The 17,552-nt window shown below is 75.0% G+C and carries 11 protein-coding genes; 7 read left to right on the top strand and 4 right to left on the bottom strand.

Translation table 11 applies throughout. The annotated features are described in order from the left end of the window. Positions 1–119: 119 nt before the first annotated feature. Together ACIA8F_RS38645 and ACIA8F_RS38640 are read right to left on the bottom strand one after the other, a co-directional pair. Entirely contained in the window at positions 120–932 is an 813-nt protein-coding gene (locus ACIA8F_RS38645) for a thioesterase II family protein (protein WP_399385731.1), read from the bottom strand. Then, positions 929–2,977: a non-ribosomal peptide synthetase gene (locus ACIA8F_RS38640; RefSeq protein ID WP_399385730.1), complete on the bottom strand. Its 2,049-nt coding sequence runs from the start codon at positions 2,975–2,977 to the stop codon at positions 929–931. The genes ACIA8F_RS38645 and ACIA8F_RS38640 overlap by 4 nt, the downstream gene beginning before the upstream one ends. A 142-nt stretch (positions 2,978–3,119) precedes the next feature. On the opposite strand from ACIA8F_RS38640, the gene ACIA8F_RS38635 reads away from it, so the two are divergent. Both ACIA8F_RS38635 and ACIA8F_RS38630 read left to right on the top strand, forming a co-directional pair. Further along, a complete protein-coding gene (locus ACIA8F_RS38635; RefSeq protein ID WP_399385729.1) occupies positions 3,120–4,016 on the top strand; it encodes a TauD/TfdA dioxygenase family protein in 897 nt (298 codons plus the stop codon). Then, positions 4,009–6,054, top strand: a complete 2,046-nt coding sequence (locus ACIA8F_RS38630) for an alpha/beta hydrolase family protein (RefSeq protein ID WP_399385728.1) — start codon at positions 4,009–4,011, stop codon at positions 6,052–6,054. The genes ACIA8F_RS38635 and ACIA8F_RS38630 overlap by 8 nt, the downstream gene beginning before the upstream one ends. Before the next feature lie 100 nt (positions 6,055–6,154). Here ACIA8F_RS38630 and ACIA8F_RS38625 read toward each other — a convergent pair whose 3' ends face one another. Then, on the bottom strand, positions 6,155–9,154 hold the full coding sequence (locus tag ACIA8F_RS38625; RefSeq protein WP_399385727.1) for a type I polyketide synthase: 3,000 nt from the start codon (positions 9,152–9,154) through the stop codon (positions 6,155–6,157). A gap of 250 nt (positions 9,155–9,404) precedes the next feature. On the opposite strand from ACIA8F_RS38625, the gene ACIA8F_RS38620 reads away from it, so the two are divergent. The 4 genes from ACIA8F_RS38620 to ACIA8F_RS38605 all read left to right on the top strand — a co-directional run bounded on the left by ACIA8F_RS38620 (position 9,405) and on the right by ACIA8F_RS38605 (position 15,556). Next, positions 9,405–12,773 carry an amino acid adenylation domain-containing protein gene (locus tag ACIA8F_RS38620; RefSeq protein ID WP_399385726.1) on the top strand — a complete coding sequence of 1,123 codons (3,369 nt, stop codon included), beginning with the start codon at positions 9,405–9,407 and terminating at the stop codon, positions 12,771–12,773. Further along, positions 12,770–13,987 carry a cytochrome P450 gene (locus ACIA8F_RS38615; RefSeq protein ID WP_399385725.1) on the top strand — a complete coding sequence of 406 codons (1,218 nt, stop codon included), beginning with the start codon at positions 12,770–12,772 and terminating at the stop codon, positions 13,985–13,987. Before ACIA8F_RS38620 ends, ACIA8F_RS38615 begins: the two co-directional genes overlap by 4 nt. Before the next feature lie 106 nt (positions 13,988–14,093). After that, positions 14,094–14,525, top strand: coding sequence for a RidA family protein (locus tag ACIA8F_RS38610; RefSeq protein WP_399385724.1), 432 nt, complete (start codon positions 14,094–14,096; stop codon positions 14,523–14,525). Positions 14,526–14,575: 50 nt separating this feature from the next. Next, positions 14,576–15,556, top strand: coding sequence for an alpha/beta hydrolase (locus ACIA8F_RS38605; protein ID WP_399385732.1), 981 nt, complete (start codon positions 14,576–14,578; stop codon positions 15,554–15,556). Positions 15,557–15,705: 149 nt separating this feature from the next. Here the strand turns inward: ACIA8F_RS38605 and ACIA8F_RS38600 are convergent, their stop codons facing one another. Continuing rightward, a complete protein-coding gene (locus ACIA8F_RS38600; protein WP_399385723.1) occupies positions 15,706–16,926 on the bottom strand; it encodes a helix-turn-helix domain-containing protein in 1,221 nt (406 codons plus the stop codon). A 303-nt stretch (positions 16,927–17,229) separates the two neighbouring features. Here ACIA8F_RS38600 and ACIA8F_RS38595 point away from each other — a divergent pair, with 303 nt between their 5' ends. Beyond that, positions 17,230–17,406, top strand: coding sequence for a hypothetical protein (locus ACIA8F_RS38595; RefSeq protein ID WP_399385722.1), 177 nt, complete (start codon positions 17,230–17,232; stop codon positions 17,404–17,406). The last annotated feature ends 146 nt before the right edge of the window (positions 17,407–17,552 follow it).

The raw sequence follows: 17,552 nt of genomic DNA, 5'->3' as shown, positions 1-17,552 counted from the left end.
GGGGGGGGCGGGGGGGGGGGGGGGGGGGTGGCCCCCCGCCCCCGCGGGGGGGGGGGGCGGGCGGCCGCCCCCCCCCCCCCCCCCCCCCCCCCCCCCCCCCCCCCCCCCCCCGGCGGATGTCAGCCCGCGGTGGCGGGCGCCGGGATCAGGGCCTGCCGGATCAGGGCGTGGGGCGGAGCCGGCACCAGATAGAAGTGGTCACCCGGCAGCTCGTGCTCCAGGAGGCCGCCCCGGCTCAGCTCGGCCCAGGGACGCAGGTCGGCGTCCTCGTCGGCGTCCCCGTTGACCGTGGTCACCGGGCACCGCACCGAGAGGTCCGGACGGGGGACGTACGTGCGGAACGCACGCCCGTCCGCGCGCACATAGGGCAGGACCAGCTCCTGGAACTCCGGATCGGCGGCCAGCTCGGGATCCGTGCCGCCCAGCGTGAGCAGGTGCTCGATGACGGCGGCGTCGTCCGTGTCGTCGGTGTCGGCGGCGTCGTGTGCGGAGCCCTCCCCCTCCCCGGAGCGCGGGTACGGAGCGTTGCGCGAGCCCGACGCGAACAGCCGGACCGGGTCGATGCCGCGGGACTCCAGGGCCGCGGCGGTCTCCAGCGCGATGGGCGCGCCCATGCTGTGCCCGAACAGGGCCACCGGCCGGTCGGCCAGTTCCGCGACCGCCTCGGCGATCTCGTGGGCGAGCCCGCGAAGGTCGGTCGACGGCGGCTCGGCGATCCGCTCGGCGCGCCCCGGATAGCACACCGCGTGCACCTCGATGCCGGGCAGAGCCGCGCCCCAGTCGCGGAAGAACGCCGCGGAACCTCCCGCGTGCGGGAAGCAGACGAGCCGGACGCGTGCGTCGGGATCGGGAGCCGCGCACCGCAAGAGGCGGGAGGCGACGGAGGCGGGACCGGGGGAGCCAGGTGAGCCCGGGGGCGTGAGGGTGTTCATGACGCCTCCGCCTCCTTCTTCTCCACGGTCAGGCGGCTCGCCCGCAGGGCGCGGGCCCGGCGGGCGGCGTCCTGCCGGGCCCGGGCGTCCCGAGCGCCGTCCGCGGGCTGGTCCGCTCCGTCGCGCAGCAGTGCGGTCTGCGCTTCCACGGTGGTGTGCTGGAACAGTGCGACGAGTGGCGGCCGTTGCCCGGTGTGCCGTTCGAGCGCCTCGCGGAGCTGGTACATGGCGAGTGAATGCCCGCCGAGGTCGAAGAAGTTGACGTCGTCGGGCACGTGCGTGGTCTTGAGCACCTCGGCCCAGGCAGACGACACCTGCGCGGTCAGATCGCCGGTGGCCGCCGGGAGTTCCGGGGTCATCGGGGCCACGGCGACCGCAGCCGCAGCCGCAACCGCCGCCGGCTGCACCGCGGCGCGCCGGATCAGCGCGGCCCGGTCCGTCTTGCCGTTGACCGTGCGCGGGAACCGGTCGAGCACCACGATGCGCGCGGGCACCATGGCCCCCGGCAGCCGGGTGGCCAGCTGCCGCTTGAGGAAAGCCGGGTCCACCGCCTGCGCCGGGTCCATCGCCTCTGCGGCCAGGACGAAGCCCACCAGCGCGCTGCCCGTGCCGTCCACCACGACGGCCGCTTCCCGGATTCCCGGAAGGTCGGACAAGTGCGCCTCGACGGCGCCCAGTTCCACACGGTGGCCGCGGATCTTGACCTGGTGGTCGCGCCGGCCGAGGAAGGCCAGCGTGCCGTCGGGGAGTTCGCGTACGAGGTCGCCCGTACGGTACATGCGCGCGGTGGGGGAGCCGGCGAACGGGTCCGCGGTGAAGGCCTTCGCGGTGGCCTCCGGCCTGCCGTGGTAACCGCGCGCCACGCCCGCACCGCCGATGTGGAGCTCGCCCTCGGCGCCCGGGGGCACCGGGCGCAGCGCCTCGTCGAGCACGTACAGCCGGGCTCCCGGAACCGCACGGCCGATCGTGACCGGGCCGGGGGCCTCGAAGCGGTGGTAGCTGGCCCAGACGGTCGCCTCGGTGGGTCCGTACTCGTTGACCAGCGCGGTATCGCCCGCCCGCTGGGCGAAGTGCCGGGTGACCAGCTCGGGCGGCAGCGGTTCGCCCGCCACGATCACGGTGTCCAGGGAGCGCAGCCGCTCGCCGCCCAGCCGGCGGGCGGCGTCGAGGAGCACCCCGTAGAGGGAGGGCACGCACAGCAGGTGGGTGACCTCGTACCGCTCGGCCAGCTCGACCAGGCGCTCGGGATCCCGGACCTCTTCGGGGGAGGCGACGACCAGGCATCCGCCGGCCGTGAGCGTGCCCCACACCCCCGCCACGGAGGAGTCGAAGGCCAGGGGGGAGACGAGGAGGAAGACGGGCTCTCCGGGGTAGACGAGGCGGCGGGCCGCGGTGGAAGCGGCCAGCTGGCCGTGTTCGACGACGACTCCCTTCGGCTCGCCGGTGCTGCCGGAGGTGTAGATGAGGTACGCGGGATCGTCCTCGCGCACTGCGGCGGCGGGCGGTCCCGGCGCGCCGTCCGCCTCACCCCGGGGCCCGGCTCCGGCCGGGTTCTCCGCGTCCGGCCCGGTGGCCCCGGTCCGCGCGGTCGCCGTGGCCTCGGCGGAGAGCACCGGCAGGCCGGTCCCCGCCAGGCGGTCGGCTCCGTTGCCGGTGACCAGCACGGCGCGCACTCCGGCGTCGGCGAGGACGCCGGTGATCCGCCGGTCGGGGTGGGAGGGGTCCACGGGCACGTAGGCGGCGCCGCTGCGCACGATGCCGAGGACCGCCGCGACCATCGCGGTGGACGGTTCGGCGAGCACCCCGACCCGGTCGCCGCGCCCGATGCCCCGGGCGGCGAGCCCGGCGGCTATCCGGCCGGCCCACGCGTCGAGTTCGCCGTAGCTGATGCTGCCCGCGCTGCTGCGCACGGCCGTGCGGGAGGGGACGGTCCGCGCGAACCGGCCCACGAGTTCATGAACCGGGGGCGGCGCTTCGCCCCCGGCCGGAGGTGGGGGTGCCGTGGGCACGGCGGCCGACGTCTCGTACCGCGTCAGCGGTGCCATGGTGACTCCTTCGCTGGTCCGGGGAGCTGCATGGCAATTGATATTGCCAGAGGTGTCACGAAGGTGGCAATGTTTTGTCAAACCCGGGTGATGGGATCCCGGTCCAGGCAACTCCACGCAACTCCACGGAAGGGCATCAGCCATGACGGAGACCCTGCTCCCGCAGACCGGCGTGACCGTCACGCCACTGACCACGAACGCCGGCGCCGAGATCGGCGGAGTGGACGCGAGCGGTCCGCTCGACGACACGGCCGTCGCCGCGATCCGCGCGGCGCTCCTCAAGCACAAGGTGATCTTCCTGCGCGACCAGGACCTCGACTACGAGGCCCAGGCCGCCTTCGCGCAGCGCTTCGGCACCCTGACCCTCGGCCACCCCATCTACGAAGCACCCGAAGGCCGCCCCAACCTGCGGGAGATGGACTCCAAGCAGGGAACCCGCGCCAACCACTGGCACACCGACCTCACCTTCATCGAGCGGCCGCCGGCCTTCGCGTTCCTGCACAGCAAGGTGATCCCCCCGGTGGGCGGGGACACCGTCTGGGCCAACGCCGCGAGCGCGTACCGGAGCATGCCGCCGGAGCTGCGCGACTTCGCCGACCGGCTGCGGATCGTGCACAGCAACGACTGCGACTTCACCGACGACACCGTCATCGAGCGCGGCCACTACATCTCGACCGCGTTCGAAGCCGAGCACCCCGCAGTGCGCGTCCACCCCGAGACCGGCGAACGGTCCCTGCTGCTCGGGGGCTTCGCCCGCCGGGTCGTGGGCTACGGCCCCGAAGCCTCGCGCGACATCATCCGGATGCTCCAGGGCTACCTGGTCCGGCCCGAGCACAACGTCCGCTGGCAGTGGCGGGTCGGCGACATCGCCATCTGGGACAACCAGTCCACCGCGCACTACGCGATCTACGACTACGGCAACCAGTACCGGCGCGGGGAGCGCCTCACCGTCGTCGCACCGATCCCCGTCGGGGTCGACGGCCGCCCGAGCGAGGCGCTGCGCGGCGACACCACCTCGTACAGCGCGGGCCGTGACTGACCCCCGGCGCTCCGGGCCCGCGCCGATGCCCGGACAGACGAAGCAGACAGCCCCGTACGGGAGTTGGGACTCACCGATCACCGCGGCCATGGCCGCGGCGGGCGAGGCGCGCATCGAATGGGCCGCCCTCGTGGGCCAAGAGGTGTGGTGGACCGAGCTGCGCCCCGGCGACGGCGGTCGCAGCGTCCTCGTACGCCGTACCCCCGCGGGCGCCGTCGAAGAGGTGCTCGGCCCCGACTGGGACGTGCGCACCCGGGTCATCGAGTACGGCGGCCGGCCCTGGCTCCCGCTCGGTGAAGGCCCGCAGGAGGGCTGCGTCTTCACGCACTGGGCCGACCAGCGGGTGTACCGGATGCGGCCCGGCCGTGCTCCGGAGCCGATCAGTCCGGTGCCCGCGGTGCCCCAGGGGGCCCGCTACTGCGATTTCACCCGGGTCGGCGAGGAGGTGTGGTGCCTGCGCGAGGAGGAGATCGGCGACCATCCGGCCGATGTGCGACGGGAGTTGGTCGCGCTCCCGCTCGACGCGTCGGCGGGCCGGGACCCGCAGGCCGTACGGGTCCTCGCGGCCAGCCACCACTTCATGACCGGCCCCAAGGTGTCTCCCGACGGCACGCAGGTGTGCTGGCTCGGCTGGGACCATCCGGACATGCCCTGGGACGGGACCACCGTGATGTGCGCCCCGACGGGACCGGGCGGGGTGCTCGGCGCGGCCGTGGCCGTGGCCGGCGGACCGGGCCACTCGGTGAGCCAGGCCGAATGGGACCCGGACCGGCCCGGCGTGCTCCACCTGCTGAGCGACCGGGACGGCTGGTGGAACCTCTATGAGCTCGCCCCGGGCGGCACGATCCGTGCCCTGTGTCCGCGCGCGGAGGAGTTCGGCGACGCCCTGTGGCGCATCGGCGCCCAGTGGTTCTTCCCGCTCGGCGGCGGACGGATCCTGGTCACCCACGGCACGGGCGGCCGCCGGCTCGCCGTGCTGGAACCGGACGGCACCCTAAGGGACTTCGACGGGGCGGAGCAGTACACCGAGTGGGCGGTACTGGCCGCCGACGGCCGCGGACTGGTGGCGAGCGCCGCCGGTCCGCGCCGGCCGCGCACCCTGCTCCGGATCGATCCGGACGCCGCCGAACCGGTGGCGGGCGCGCAGGTGCTGCGCGCCCCCGACACGGCGTACGCGGATCACCTCCCGCCGGGCCACCACGCCGTGTTCCGGGGTGAGGACGGCGAGGAGGTGCACGCCTTCGTGTACCCGCCCCACCATCCCGGCCGCACGGCACCGGAGGGCGAGCTCCCGCCGTTCCTGGTGCAGGCGCACGGCGGACCGACCACCCGCAGCCAGTTGGTGGCCGACCTGTCCGTCGCCTACTTCACCAGTCGCGGGATCGGCGTGGTCGACGTGCAGTACGGCGGCTCCACCGGCTTCGGCCGGCGCTACCGCGACCGGCTGCGCGGCCAGTGGGGCGTGGTCGACGTCGCCGACTGCGCGACCGCCGCCCGGGGGCTGGTGGCCCGGGGCCTGGCCGATCCCCGCCGCCTCGGCATCCGGGGCGGCAGTGCCGGCGGCTGGACGGCGGCGGCCTCCCTCGCCACCGAACCCGATCTGTACGCCGCCGCCGGCATCTACTACCCGCTCCTCGACCCGGAGAGCTGGAGCGAAGGGGGCACCCACGATTTCGAGTCCCGCTACCTGGAGAGCCTGGTCGGCCCCTGGCCGCAGGCCGCGGCACGGTACGCCCAGGTGTCCCCGCTGCGCGGGGCCCACCGCATCCGCGCGCCGTTCGTACTGCTCCAGGGGCTCGACGACCCCATCTGCCTGCCGTCCCTGGCCGAGGCCTTCCTGGAGCGGATCGGGGACAGCGGGGTCCCGCACGCCTACCTCACCTTCCCGGGCGAGCAGCACGGATTCCGCCGGGCGGACACGGTCATCGCCTGCCTGCAGGCCGAACTCTCGCTCTACGCCCAGGTCTTCGGCTTCGAGGCACCCGGTCTGCCCCGGACCGTGCTGACGGCCGCCCCCGACGCGGAACGGGCGGCCTAGGCCGCCCGCGGCGGACCACGCCGTGACGGCCGCACAGAACGGCAGCCGCCCCCGGACACCGGTCCGGGGGCGGCTGCCGTTCCGCGCCGTGACGGCCGGTTCAGCCGGCCGCCGCGGCGGGCTCCGGTACGGGTTCCAGGAGGCCGCGTACGAGCTCGATCTGCCCGCCCAGCGTCCTGCCGAGCAGCAGCCCGCGGATCGGCACCTTGACGCCCAGCTCCGTGTTCAGCTTGCGGGCGAGGCGGGTGACCAGGAGGGAGTCGCCGCCGAGCAGGAAGAAGTCCGCGTCGTCGGTGAGGTCCTCGTGGCCGAGCAGCTCGTGCCAGAGCCGGGGCAGGAGCAGGCCCGGGTCGGCGGCCGGGACCGAGGCCGGGTCCGCGGCCGGGAGTCCGGACTCCGCCCCGGCCCGTGCGGGAGCGGGGACAGGGGCGGAAGCCTCGGCCGCAGCCGCGGACCGCCCGGCCCCGGCCGGCAGGGCTGCCGCCTCCGGCGCGATGCGCCGCGGACCGGCGCAGGGATAGCCGGGCAGCCGGACCGGCTCGCCCGTGGCGCACAGGGCTCCGAGCGCGACCGGCTGGCCCAGGCTCCACAGCGTGCCCAGCGCCGTCAGCACCTCCCGGGCGGTGCCCGGCGTGCCGCCCCCCGCCGTGAGCGGCACCGCGGTGAGGTCCGCGGCGTCGGCCATGGCGGACAGCGCCCGGCCCGGCCCCACCTCGACGACGACCGCCCCGGGCAGGTGGGCGGCGAGCGCGTCGAGGGCCCGGGCGAACCGCACGGTACCGCGGGCCCGTTCGGCGAACCCGTACGGGTCGACGGCCTCGCCCGGCAGCACGAGCCGGCCGCCCGTCGTGGCCCACGGCAACGCGGGCGGCCGTACGGCGATCCGCGACAGCTCCTCGCCGAGCGGCGCCACGGCCGGTTCGATGAGGGCGCTGTGGAAGGCGTGGCTGGTACGCAGCCGGCGCGCGTGGACCCGGCCCGCCAGCCAGGACTCGAAGGCCGCGACGGCCCCCTCGGAGCCCGCGACCACGCTGGCCGCGGGCGAGTTGAAGGCGGCCGCCTCCACGGCCAGCCCCGATGCCTCGATCAGCGCGCGGGTCTCGCTCTCCCCGCAGCCCAGGGCGAGCATGGCGCCGGGCACGCAGTCCTGCATCAACCGGCCGCGCAGGGCCACCAGACGGGCCGCGTCGGCCGGCCCGAACACCCCGGCCACGCAGGCCGCGGTGATCTCGCCCAGGCTGTGTCCGACCACCGCGGCGGGCACCACCCCGAGCCCGCGCAGGGCCGTGGCCGCCGCGTACTCCACGGCGAACAGGGCGGGCTGCGCCAGGGCCGTCCGGGCCAGCTCGGCCTCGGGGAAGTCCGGGTCGTACAGGGCGCGGCCCAGGACCTGTGCGAGCTCCGGCTCGAAGGAGCCGAGGCAGTCCGCGAGGGCCGCCGGGAAACCGGGCAGGGCCTCGGCGAACGGCCGTGCCATGGCGGGCCGTTGGGCTCCCTGCCCGGGGAACGCGAGGACCAGCGGGGCGGGCCCGTTCACGGGACGGCTGCCGCGCACCACACCGGCGCCGCGGGCGAGGCGGTCGGTGATTTCCTCCGGGGTGCGGCCCGTCACCGCGAGCCGCTCGCCGAGCGCGGCCCGTCCGGTGGCGAGCGTCCGGGCGACGTCGGCCGTCCGCGGCGCGTGCGCGGCCAGATGGCGTCCGAGCCGTTCGGCGGAGCGGTCCAGCGCGGCGCCGTCGGCTGCCGACAGCACGATCAGGTGCTCCGCCGGCGGTGTGCTCTCCTCCCGCGGCCGCGGGGGGCGAACGGGCGGGGCTTCGACGAGGACGTGCACATTGGTGCCGCCGACACCGAAGGAGCTGACCCCGGCCCGGCGCGGCTCGGGGCCGGTCCACTCGACGGCCCGCGTCGGGACGTGGAGCGGCGAACCCTCGCTGTCCAGAAGGGGGTTGAGCCGGGTGAATCCGGCCAGGGGCGGCACGACGCCGTCCCGGACCACCAGCAGGGCCTTGATCAGGCCGGCGAGCCCCGCGGCGTTGTCGAGGTGCCCGGTGTTCGCCTTGAGGGCCCCCACCGCGATCTGACCGGGGTGCGCGCCGGCCTCGCGGAACGCTGCCGAGGCCGCGGACCACTCGATGGGATCGCCGATGGCGGTGCCCGTGCCGTGCGTCTCCAGGTACCCGATGCTCGCCCCGTCCACGTCCGCGGTGTCCAGCGCGGACCGGATCGCGGCCTGCTGGCCGGCGCCGGACGGGGCGTAGTAACCGGCCTTCGCCGCACCGTCGTTGTTGATCCCGGTGCCGAGGACCACCCCGTAGGGTTCGGGGCCCTCCGCGAGCGCGTCCCCGAGGCGGCGCAGGACGACGCAGCCCACGCCGGAGCCGGCCACGACCCCGTCCGCCTGCTCGTCGAACGGCCGGCAATGGCCCGAGGCGGAATGGATGCCGCCGGACACGCGCAGGTGGCCGGCCTGCGGGTAGGCCATGCCCGACGCGACCACCAGCGCCTGGTCGCACTCGCCGTTGAGCAGACCCTGGACGGCCAGGTGGAGGGCGGTCAGGGAGGAGGAGCAGGCCGTCTGCACGGCGAGCGCGGGCCCGGTCAGGTTCAGCTTGTAGGCGATGAGGCTCGCCAGGAAGTCCGGGGCGGCGCCGTGCAGGGCGTCCTCGATCGTCATGGCGTCCAGCAGGCCGCCCGCGATCATGCGGTGGAGGTAGCCGCTGGCGCTCGCGGACGCGTACACGCCCGTTCTGGTACGGGAGCCCAGCGGATCCACGGCCGCGTCCTCCAGCGCGGTCCACGCGCACTCCAGCATCAGCCGCAGCTGGGGGTCCATCATCTCCGCCTCGCGCGGACTGATCCGGAACAGGGCGTTCTCGAAGCGGTCGGCATCGTCGAGATGTCCGTGGACCGGAACGAAGTCCGGATCGTCCAGGAGATGCCCGGGCACGCCGGCTCCGACGAGCCGCTGCCTGTCGTACCGCGTCGTCAGTACCCGGCCCGCCTTGAGGGCCTCCCACCATCCGGCCAGGTCCGCCGAGCCGGGGAACCGGCCGGAGACGCCGGTCACGGCGATGTCGAGGGAACGGTCGCGCGCCATGTCCTCACCTTTGCTCGATCCATCAGCGCCCTCCCGGGCGGGAGGGCGGCGGGCCGGGCGGCGCCTTGGGAAGGCGATCGGAAACCGGCCCGCCCCATGAGGTTGCCAGAACTGGCAATTTGATGGCAACGTCATTGACAATACGGCAGAGGTGGAGGGCTTCGCGCCGTGGTCGCCCAGACCGCGGTCCGCGCCCCGTAGTTGTCGGAGCTGACGGCAACCCACGGCAAACCGAGGGGAGAGATCGAGCATGCGACCAGATCCGCAGTGGACCGAAGGTCCCCCGAACTCCGCGCCCGGCGGCGGACTGCACGAGGCGTTCGCCCGCCGGGCCCGCGCCCGTCCCGGTGCCACCGCCCTCGTGGAGGGCGAGCAGGTGACCACCTACGCGGAACTGGACGCCACCTCGGACGCCTGGGCCGCACGACTGGCCGACGCCGGGGTCGGCCGCGGCGACATCGTCCCGATCCTGCTGCCCCGCAGCACCGGACTGGTCACCGCGCTCCTCGCGGTGCTCAAGACGGGCGCCGCGTACTGCCTGCTGCCTCCGGACTGGCCCGGCCGCCGCCTCGCGGACGTGCTCGCCCAGCTGGACCCGCCGCTGCTGATCGCCCCCGCAGGACAGGAGGTGCCGCCCCGGCAGGCACCCCCCGCTCAGGACCCGGCCGCGTCCGCCCCGGCCGCAACGCCGCCCGCCCCGGCGCCCGCGCCGACGCTCATCTCCGCGCCCGCCGCGTCGCCCACCCCCGCGGCCCCCACCCCCGTATGGTCGCCGCCCGTCGGCCCCGTGCGGCCCGCCCCCGGCTTCGTCCCCGTCCCCGTCGACGCCTCGGACCCCTGCTGCGTCTTCTTCACCTCGGGAACGACCGGCCGCCCCAAGGGAGTCCTCACCCCGCACCGGGCCACCGCGCGCCTCTTCCAGCCGAACTCCTTCGCCCGGTTCGGCGCGGACACAGTGATGCCGCTGGCCGCCGCGACCCCGTGGGACGCCTTCTCCCTCGAACTCTGGTCGGTCCTGCTCAACGGGGGCACCTCCCTGGTCGTGACGGACCCCTACCTGTCCTCGGCCGGGCTCGCCGACGCCGTCTCCCGGCACGGCGCGGACACCGTCTGGCTCACCAGCAGCCTCTTCAACATGATCGTGGACGAGGCCCCGGACAGCTTCCGCGGGCTGCGCCAGGTGGCCATCGGCGGCGAACGGCTCTCCGCCGGCCACGTCCGCCGCTTCCTGCACCGCCATCCCGGCGTCCTGCTCCTCAACGGCTACGGGCCGGTGGAGAGCACCGTCTTCGCCACCACCCACCGCATCACCGAAGCCGACTGCGACGCGCCCGCCGGCATCCCGCTCGGCCGGCCGGTGCCCGGCACCCGGGTATGGGTCCTCGACGGCGGCCGGCCGTGCGAGGTGGGGGAGACCGGCGAGATCTGCCTCGCCGGCGACGGCCTCGCCCTGGAGTACCTGCGCGATCCCGAGCTCACCGCCGCCAGGTTCGACCACGTGAGCCCCGACGGCCGGGACGTGCGCGTGTACCGCACCGGCGACCTCGGCCACTGGGACCAGGACGGCCTGCTCCGCTACACCGGCCGCGCCGACCGGCAGCTGAAGATCCGCGGCCATCGCGTCGAACCCGCCGAAGTCGAGCGCCAGGTGGAGCAGCTGCTCCCCGGCGTACGCCACTGCCGGGTCCTCGCCCGCGGCGATGCCGCCGAGGGCACCCTCGAACTCCTCGCGTTCTGCGTGCCCGTGCACCCCGGCGACCCGCTGGCCGATGCCCGGAGCGTGCTGGACCGGTCTCTCGTCCCCTATCAGCGCCCCGCCGCGGTCGTGTCCGTGGACGCACTGCCGGTGACCGCCCGCGGCAAGCTCGACGAGCGGGCCCTGCTGGCCCTCGTACCGCGGGCCGAGCCGCACGCCCCCCGCCGGCCGGCGGCGGACGAGATCCGCCCCGGCGCCGTCGCGGACCCCTCGGTACGCGCCGTGGCCGAGGCCTTCGCCGCCGTGCTCGGCCGGGACACGGTCGGGCTCGACGTGCCGTTCGTCCAGCTCGGCGGCACCTCGCTCGGAGCCGGACGGCTGTGCGCCCGGCTCGCCGCCCGGCTCGGCCGGCCGGTGCCGCTCTCCTGGTTGTACGAGCACCCCACCGTCACCGGCCTCGCCGCCCGGCTCGCCGCCGAGGCCCCGCCGTCCGCGCCGGAGGCCCCGGACACAGCCCCCGCCCCGGACGCCGCCCCCGTCGAGGGCGCCGCCCCGGCCGAGGTGCCGCCGACGCCCGTCCAACTGGTCCAGCTCACCCGCCAACTGCTCGACCCCGAGGACCGCACCGGCCACTGCCTGCTCACCTGGGTGATCGAGGGAGACCTCGACCTCGCCGCCCTGGAGTCCGCCGTGGCCGCGGTCCACCAGCGGCACGAGGCCCTGCGCGCCGCGTACGTGCTCGACCCCCGCCCGGCGGTACGCCCCGTGGACGCCCCCGCGCCGCCCCTCGACGTGCTGCCCCCGGCGGACGGCGCGACCGAGGCCCTGGACGCCGTGTGCACCCACCTCGGGGAGGAGCTCTTCCCGGACCTCGCCGAGGTGTGGCGCACCGCCGTCGTCCCCGTCCGCGGCGGCTCCGGGCGGACGGGGACGACGGCGGTCTTCGGCTGCGTCGTGCACCACGTCGCCTTCGACGGCTGGTCGGAACGGATCCTCGCCGACGACCTCGCCACCGCCTACCGGGCCGCGCTGCGCCCCTTCCACGCCTGGTCGCAGCGGGTACTGGCCAGTGACCTGGGCACCGGCCACCGGTCCGGCCCCACCGCCGCGGCGGCGGCGCTCGGGCCCCGGCCGTCCCTGGCAGCGATCCACCGCCTGCGGATCGCCCGCCTGCGGCAGGCCCGCCCCGAGGAGCAGCTCGCGCGGCTCCGCGAGGAGCTCGCCGGCCTGCCGCCCCTGCGCTGGCCCACGGCTCCCGCGGGTCCCACCGGCCCGGTGCCGGGCGAGCGGGCCGCGCCGGGCCGGATCGAAGCGGAGGTGCCCGCCGCGGTGCTCGACCGCATCGACGCCGCGGCCGCGGACGCCGGGGTCACCCGGTTCGTCGTCCTGTTCCACCAGTGGGCCGCGAGCCTCGCCGAGGTCACCGGGGAACGGGACTTCGCCGTGGGCGTCCCCCTCGCCCAGCGCGCCGGAGCCGAACTGGAGCACACCATCGGCTGCCACATCACCATGCTCTGCCTGCGGATGCGCGGCGCCGCCCTGGACGACACGGCGGCCGCCCTCGCGCACACCGGCCGGATCGTGGCACGGGCCTTCACCACCCAGGACGTTCCGTTCCCGCAAGCGGTGTCCCTCGTCGACCCGCCCGGCGACGGCCGCCCGCCCCTCTACCAGACCCTCTTCGCCTGCCAGGACAACGCGGAGCCGCTGCTCGACCTCCCGGGCGCCCGCAGCAGGTTCGTACGCCGCCCCTACCTCGACCTCCCCCTCGAACTGCACGCCGAGCTGTGGCCCGCACCCGACGGCGGGCTGCGCCTGGAGGTCGCCTTCCGCCCGGAGACCGTGGCCGGCAGCACCGCCCGCGACCTCGCCAAGCTCTTCACGGAACGCGTGCACACCATCGCCGCAGGAGCCCCCTCATGACCACCACCGTCCTGTCGCCCGCCACCCTCACCGATCCCGCCCCACCCCCCGGCCTCGCCCGGCTCACCGACCCCGAACTGCACGCCACCGGCGACCCGCATGCCCTGTGGGCGTGGATGCGCACCCACGCGCCCGTCCACCGGCAGCCCGCCGGCGACCTGCCCGCCTTCTGGTCCCTGACCCGTCACGAGGACATCCGCGCGGTCTACCGGGACGCAGCCGCCTTCAGCTCCCGCCGCGGCGTCCTGCTACGCAGGGCCGCACTCGGCGACGACCCCGGCGGCGGCCTGACCCTCGCCCTGACGGACGCGCCCCGGCACAAACAGCTGCGCTCCCTGATGGCGGACTGGTTCAACACCCGCGCCGTACGGGGCCTCGAAGGCCCCATCCGCTCGGCCACCCGCACCGTGCTCGGGCGGGCCCTGGAGCAGGGGACCTGCGATGTCGTCCACGACATCGCGGGGCGGCTGTCCCTCTCGGTCATCTGCCACATCCTCGGCGTGCCCGAACGGGACCACGAGGCCCTGTACCGGTGGACGAACGAGGCCTTCGAGGCCCACACCTCGCTCGTCTCCCACCCCCGGATCGTGGAGTACTTCGAGGAACTGCTGCTCCAGCGCATGGAACGGCCCACCGGCGACCTGCTCAGCGCCCTGGTCAACGGCACCGTCGACGGCGAGCTCCTCACCGAGGAAGAGGTCGTCCTCAACTGCGAGAACCTGATCGGCGCCACGGAGAACGGACGCCTCGCGCTCATCGGCGGCGTACAGGCCTTCCTGGAGCACCCCGACCAGTGGCAGCGCCTCTCGGCGGACCGCCGCCTGATGCCCGGGGCGATCGAGGAGGTCCTGCGCTGGACCTCCAGCGCCACGCACAGCATGCGCGTCGCCACCAGGCCGTACGAGATCCGCGGACGGCACCTGGCCGCGGGGGACCGCGTGGTGTTGTGGCTGCCCTCCGCCAACCGCGACGAGGAGGTCTTCGCGGACCCGTACCGGTTCGACATCACCCGCAGTCCCAACCGGCACATCGCCCTCGCCGCGGGCGAACACTTCTGCATCGGCTCCACCCTCGCGCGGGCCGAGATGCGCGTCCTGTTCACCGAACTGCTCGACGGAGTACGCCGCATCGAGCAGGCCGGCCCGGTACGACGCCTGCACTCCATCCACGTCAACGGCGCCGAGAGCCTCCCCGTACGCCTCACCGCCGGGTGACGCTCCCCGCCCCGCCCACGCGGAACCGCCCATGCGGAACCGCCCACGCCACGACCGTCCAAGTCCCGACCGTCCACACCGCAACCGCACGGAGGAGTCGCCCACCATGGCGGACACCATCACGACAGCAGGGCTCAGCCACGTCTGCGACCCGCCCGGGGTCGCCCCCAGTTCCGGCTACACCCACGTGGTGTCGGGAACCGGACGCCTGGCCGCGATCGCCGGCCAGATGCCCTTCGACGCCTCCGGCCAACTGGTCGGGGCCGGCGATCCCACCGCGCAGGCACGGCAGGTGTTCCGGAACATGGAAGGCTGCCTCACCGCCGTCGGCGCCACCTTCGCCGACGTCATGAAGCTCACCTACTACGTCACCGACATCGCGCACGTGCCGCTGATCCTCGCCGCGCGCGACGAGTTCATCGACACCGGCCGGCCACCCGCCAGCACGGTCGTCCAGGTGGTCGCCCTGTACCGGCCCGACCTGCTGATGGAGATCGACGCCCTCGCCCTGCTGAGCCCCGAGCGAGGGGCCCCGTGAGCGCGCGTGCCGCGGACCCCGTGGACTCAGCGGACTCCGCGCCCCGCAGGCTGCAGGGCAGGCAGGCCCCGCCCCCGCCCTTCGACGCCGAACTGACCGGCCCGCTGGACAAGATCCTCGCCGAGCTGCCGATGCCGCTGACCCCCGCACTGGTCCCCGACCGCCGCCGCCGCTCCCTGGCCGGCCGTCTGACCGACGAGCAGATCCGGCGGGGCGGTACCTTCACGACCGAGGACCGGACCGTCCCGGGCCCGCCCGGCGCCCCGCCGGTGACCCTGACCCTCTGCCGTCCCACGGCGGCCACCGGCCCGGTGCCCGTCGTCTACCACACGCACGGCGGCGGCATGGTGGCCGGCAGCCACCGCAGCACCGAGCTGGCCGGGGAACTCGACCGCGCCCAGGACCTGGGCCTGGCGGTCGTGTCCGTCGACTACCGGCTGGCTCCGGAGCACCCCGACCCCGCACCGGTGGAGGACTGCTACGCGGGCCTGTGCTGGCTCGCCGCGCACGCCGCCGACGAGGGCTTCGACCCGCGGCGCATCGTCCTCAGCGGCAACAGTGCGGGCGGCGCGCTCGCCGCCGGACTCGCCCTGCTGACCAGGGACCGGTCGGGGCCGCGGCCGGCCGGCCAGCTGCTGCAGTTCCCCATGCTCGACGACCGCTGCGACACCTTCTCCGCCGGCCAGATGGAGCAGGTCGGCCTCTGGGACGGACTGTCCAACCGGGCCGGCTGGCAGGCCCTGCTGGGCGACCGGCGCGCCACCCCGGAGGTCTCCCCCTACGCGGCTCCGGCGCGCGCCGCCGACGTGGCCGGCCTGGCCCCCGCCTTCATCGAGGTCGGATCGGTGGAGGCCCTGCGCGACGACGCCCTCGCCTACGCCGCCCGCATCTGGGAAGCGGGCGGTGAGGCCGAACTCCACGTCTGGTCAGGGGCGTTCCACAGCTTCGACGAGTGGGTGCCCGACGCGGTCGTCTCCCGGGCGGCCCACCACGCGCGGGTGGCCTGGCTGCGCCGGATCCTGGACCTCTGAGCACCGGCACCACCCGTACCACCGGAAGAAGCCCTACGGCTCCCCGCGGATCAGGACCACGCGGGGAGCCGTAGGGCTTCGATGCCTCAGTGCCTCAGTGCCTCAGTGCCTCAGTGCCTCAGTGCCTCGGGGACCGGCCCGAACGGGTCTCAGACCGTCCGTTCCGGCTTCTCCAGCGCCTCGGCCAGGATCCGCCAGATCTCGGCGGCGAGGTCCAGGTTCGCGTCCCGGTGGGCCTCCTCGCCGAGCTTCTTGAGCTGTGCCAGGCCCTGTTCCCGATGTCCCTCCTCGACCAGCAGCAGGCTCTCCAGCGTCCGCAGCCGGACCCGGTCGCGGTAGCTCAGGGCGAGGCGGTCGGTTTCCAGCCGGTCCAGGGCGGCCCGGGCATCCGCGAGCCGCCCCTCCTCGAAGGCCAGGCGCGCCTGGAGCGTGAGCAGTTCCTGCTGTTGCAGGGGCGTGCCGACGAGGGAGAGGGCCTTCTCCGCCTCCTCGAGGCAGCGGCGCGCCTCCTCGGTCAGGGCGGGCCTGGCGTGGACGTACAGGGAGGCCGCGGCCAGCCGCAGCCTGGCCCACAGGACGGGATCGACACGGCTGTCCAGCGAGTCCATGGCCTGCCGCAGGAAGTCCCGGGCTTCGTCGTCGTCGCCCTGACGGGACCGGACGGTGGCGGCGGACCAGAGGGCCTCGGCCCGCAGCGCGTCCGAGCGGTCCGCCACCAGGGCGACCAGCTCGTCCACGTGGGCCCGGGCGTCCGGCAGCCGGCCGGCCTCGGCCTCGACCGATACCAGGGTCAGCAGCGCCTTGCCGGTGTCCGAGACGGCCAGGCCGGACTCCTTCGCCACCTGATGGGCGGAGACGGCGAGTTCGAGGGCTTCCGGGACCTGGCCTGACGAGCGCAGGCAGCGGGCCAGCGCGGTCCTCGACCGGCACTGCAGGGCGGCCAGTTCGAGCCCGTCCGCGATCCTGGTGGCCTCCTCCAGGGCGGTCCGCTCCTCCGCGCGCTCCCCCCTGCGGTGCCGGAACCGGGCGATCAGCCACAGGGCCTGCCAGCGCAGCAGCGGGTCCTCGTTGCGGGAGGCGGCGAGTTCGGCGGCGAGGGCCTCGGCGCCGTCCTCGCCGTCCGTGGAGGCCGCGACGCTCACCGCCTCGCTGAGGGAGCCGCTGCTGTGGGGGGCGAAGAACGCCGAGCGGTCGACTCCCAGCCGCTGGGCGAGGTAGCCGATGACGCGCTCGGTGGGCTGCCGGGCACCGGACTCCAGGCGGGACAGGTAGCCCGTGGAGATCTCCTCGCCGGCCAGCGCCGCCTGGGAGAGTCCGTGCTTCTGCCTCAACGCCTTGAGGCGGACGCCGAAGGACGTCTCAAGTGGCATGTCGTCCCCACAATCAATGCTCAGGTGCGCAGCGCCCCCGTTGCAGGCACACAGTTTGACTTATGTGCCTTCATCCTAACCCATTGTGACCAAACGCGATATGTGCCCGGGGTCACCCGCTCGCCCGCTCTTGTCATTATTGCCAAACTCTTTGGCAACATCGGGAAACATCCTTGTCAAAGGTTAGCCGGTGGTCCTAGATTGGCGTGCATCAGCCGGGCACTGAGTGCCTGTTTCAGCTGGTACAGCAGTTCTGCAGCGTCCCTCCCGGATTCCCGTCTGAATCGTCTGTATGGAGTAGTCATGCGCATGCACTTCGCCGCCACCGCCCTCGCCGTATCGGCCCTGGGTGCCGCCCTGTTCGGCCTGAGCGACATCGAATGGCCGACCGGGCCCGCCCGGCCGTCCGTGGTCGCGCTCGCACCGGCCGCCGTATCCGGGCAGGTCACGGCCGGCACGGACGAGATCGAGTGGCCGTAAGCGCGGTGGTCCGGTTCAGGAAAGCCGGCGGGGGGGGCCCCCCCCCCCCCCGGGGGGGCCCCCCCCCCCCCGGGGGGGGGGGGGCCGGGGGGGGGGGGCCCGCCCCGCCGGGGGGGGGGGGGGGCCCCCGCCCCCCCCCCCCCCCC

The organism is Streptomyces sp. NPDC051563 (assembly GCF_044454225.1).
Classification (GTDB): domain Bacteria; phylum Actinomycetota; class Actinomycetes; order Streptomycetales; family Streptomycetaceae; genus Streptomyces.
The sequence above is the reverse complement of the archived record's forward strand: the minus strand, read 5'-3'. Positions and strand labels throughout refer to the sequence as shown.